Annotated in this window: 2 protein-coding genes and 1 pseudogene; 2 read left to right on the top strand and 1 reads right to left on the bottom strand. The window is 48.6% G+C overall.

Annotated elements, in window-relative coordinates:
• Positions 1 to 388: pseudogene (locus RCH83_RS13285) on the bottom strand (potassium transporter TrkH); the annotation flags it as partial.
• Positions 389 to 594: 206 nt separating this feature from the next.
• Between RCH83_RS13285 and RCH83_RS13280 the strand changes: the two are divergent.
• Both RCH83_RS13280 and RCH83_RS13275 read left to right on the top strand, forming a co-directional pair.
• Positions 595 to 2,103 carry a YifB family Mg chelatase-like AAA ATPase gene (locus tag RCH83_RS13280; RefSeq protein ID WP_306522880.1) on the top strand — a complete coding sequence of 503 codons (1,509 nt, stop codon included), beginning with the start codon at positions 595 to 597 and terminating at the stop codon, positions 2,101 to 2,103.
• Positions 2,104 to 2,290: 187 nt separating this feature from the next.
• Positions 2,291 to 3,182: sensor histidine kinase (locus tag RCH83_RS13275; RefSeq protein ID WP_306522878.1), on the top strand; the 892-nt coding region annotated here is incomplete at its 3' end.

Below are 3,182 nucleotides of genomic sequence, written 5' to 3'. Positions count from 1 at the left end.
ATAAGCCCCTGGGCATCTGATCAAGGCCGGTGAGTACAGTAGCGCCCGTTGTGGTAATAGCAGAAACAGTTTCAAAAGCAGCGTCAACATAACTGACGTTGGGCAATACCAGCACAAAAGGCAAAGTGGAGAATAAACAAATAGCCAGCCAACAGAAGGTGGTCAGTAAAAACAGGTGGCGTTTGACCAAAGCAAAATCGTGGCGGCCTTTGTACACCAGAAAATAACCGCTGCTTGCGGTGATAAAAGCAGAAACCAGATAACTCCAGAAACTTTTTTCGTTGTAATACACCGCGACTGCTGTGGTGATTAACATGGCGCCTGCCAGCATCACCAGCAAATAACCAATCACCCGATAAAACAAAAACCGACTTGTTGCTGAGCGCACTGCTTTTCTCTCAAATCAGCGGCAGGACTGCCGGAATTTCCGGGCAAAACGCTGTTGCCCAACCCTAAAAATCTGGTTGCAGTGTAGCGACTTATCCAACATTTAGAAAGCTGACTGCATTGTGCTCCGCTTTGCCCCGTCATTCATTTGCATTTTATTTACATCTTGCTACACCTAAAGCAAAGTTAAAGCGCCAAGGATGTCGCATGTCACTTGCCATCGTTTACAGCAGAGCCCGTTTAGGCCTCGAAGCTCCCCAGGTTTGTGTGGAAGTACATTTAAGTCAGGGTTTGCCCGGTTTTTTGCTGGTGGGTTTACCCGAAACGTCAGTGAAAGAAGCACGCGACCGGGTGCGCAGCGCTTTGCTCAACAGTGGTTTTGAATTTCCGGACCGAAAAATTACCGTCAATCTGGCACCGGCCGATTTGCCCAAAGAAGGCGGCCGTTTTGATTTACCTATTGCCATTGGCATTCTGGTTGCCAGTGGCCAGCTACCAGCCGATAGTATTGAAGGTTTTGAATTTTATGGAGAACTGGCATTATCCGGTGAAATTCGCGCCATTGTTGGTGAAATACCGCTGGCCATCGCCTGCCAAGCCGCAGCCAGAGCAGCAGTGTTGCCGATGTTAAATGCCAGTCAGGCGCAGCAGGTACCTGGCGCTCAAATTCACGGCGCCAGCCATATATTGCAGGTGCATAGTTTTTTATTAGGGCAACAGGCATTGCCTGCTATTCCGGCTTTGCCGGCACCGGCATTGCAAGACCAGCAGCTGTGCTGCTCCGAAGTGAAAGGCCAGCACAGTGCCAAAAGGGCGTTGGAACTGGCCGCCGCCGGGCAACACAATATTTTGATGTTTGGCCCGCCAGGTACTGGTAAATCTATGCTGGCGCAACGTTTGCCCGGTTTATTGCCGCCGCTTGGCAATGACGAAGCGCTGCAAAGTGCCGCTGTGTATTCTATTGTGGCAAGGCCACGTGCTTTACACGACTGGCATCAGCCGCCTTTTCGCCAGCCCCATCACACCAGCTCAGCCATAGCGCTGGTGGGCGGTGGTTCTGTGCCCAAACCAGGTGAAATTTCTTTGGCGCATCAGGGCGTTTTGTTCCTTGATGAATTGCCACAATATGAACGCAAAGTGCTGGATGTACTCAGAGAGCCACTGGAAAACGGTTTTGTGCATATAGCCAGAGCTGGCCATCAGGCACAATTTCCGGCCATGTTTCAGTTGGTGGCGGCTTTGAACCCAAGCCCGACCGGCCATCATCAGGATGGTCGTGCCAGCCGCGAGCAAATTTTACGTTATTTAAGCCGCATTTCGGGTCCGCTGCTTGACCGTATCGACTTGCAAATTGAAGTACCGTTATTGCCCAAAGGCGTGCTGAGCCAACAGCAACAACAAGACGAAACCTCAGCCACTATTGCCGCCAGAGTCAAAGCCGCCAGAAATTTACAAATTGAACGGCAAGGCAAAAGCAACGCCCGCATGACCCCAGGCGAAGTGAGCCAACATTGTTATTTAAAACAACAAGATGCTGACTTTTTTGAACATTGTTTGTTGCAGCTGAAACTCTCGGCCCGCAGTTATCATAAGTTGCTGAAAGTGGCGCGCACCATTGCCGATTTACAACAACAAACCCACATTGAAAAACCACAATTAATGGAAGCTTTGAGTTACCGCGCTTTTGACAGGTTATTGCAATATTTACAGCAATAACAACACAGTTTGCCGCAATATCATCAGGTTGATGCTTTATTCGTCTGGTCGCTTTTAACCATAATTAACAGCAGGCTAGACTGCAGTCACCAAACCGTCACTTATTTTCGTCCTTTTATCAAGCTGATAGCAGCACAAAACCAGACTTGTCTTTATACTCAGGCAAGCTCAAACCGGATGATACCGCATGCCAAATCTTGAACTACGTCAGCTACTTCGTTACAACCAGTATTATTGGTTGGCGTTACTTGCTTTTGATGGCCTGAGCGGTTTGCTGATGCTGCTGACTTATGAAAAATATGAGTTTCACCTGAGTTTTGTGATTTCCCGCTTGTTGTTATTTTTGGTGGAAATGATTATTTCTGCCGGTTTTATCCGTTGGTCCTTTTCCCGTCAGCTGTCACAACTGCTTGTGGTATTGGCCGCTATTGCCATGTTGTGTTTGTATACGCCGGTCAGCAATCTGAGCTGGATGCTGCTGAAAGACGCAGAAGATTTTAAAGCAGCCATGCTGCTGAGTCAGCTTGATACAACTAGTTTGCCGCTCTTTATCTGGGTGATGTGTTACCTGACATTCTGGCGCTATCAACAACAACAACAGCAGCTGCGCGAATCGGCACAACTGCATCAGAATATTCAGCAACTGGAATTGCAGGCACTGCAACATCAGCTGAATCCGCATTTTACTTTTAATGCGCTAAATTCAGTTTGTGCTTTGCTGGAAACAGAACGTTATGAAGACGCCGAAATCATGTCGGAACAACTGGCCACTTTTTTACGCTATTCGTTAAGTAAATCACCCCAAAGTCTGGTGCAGCTGGCCGACGAGCTGGCGGCTATTGAAGCTTATCTGACCTTACAAAAAACCCGTTTTGGCGACAAATTAAAAGTGATCTGGGAAGTAGACGACAGCCTCAAAGCGCAACGTATTCCGGCTTTATTGTTGCAACCTCTGGTAGAAAACGCGGTGAAATATGCCGTGGCCGGCCGCACCCAGGGCGCTACTATCCGCATTCAGGGTTCTCATCAAAACGAACAACTGCTGCTTGCCGTCACAGACGATGGCCCTGGTTGTGGTC

It is taken from the genome of Rheinheimera sp., from assembly GCF_030824435.1.
GTDB lineage: Bacteria > Pseudomonadota > Gammaproteobacteria > Enterobacterales > Alteromonadaceae > Pararheinheimera.
The sequence above is the reverse complement of the archived record's forward strand: the minus strand, read 5'-3'. Positions and strand labels throughout refer to the sequence as shown.

Coding starts and splice junctions, on each gene's coding strand:
- RCH83_RS13280 (WP_306522880.1), top strand. CDS start 595: ATGTCACTTGCCATCGTTTACAGCAGAGCCCGTTTAGGCCTCGAAGCT.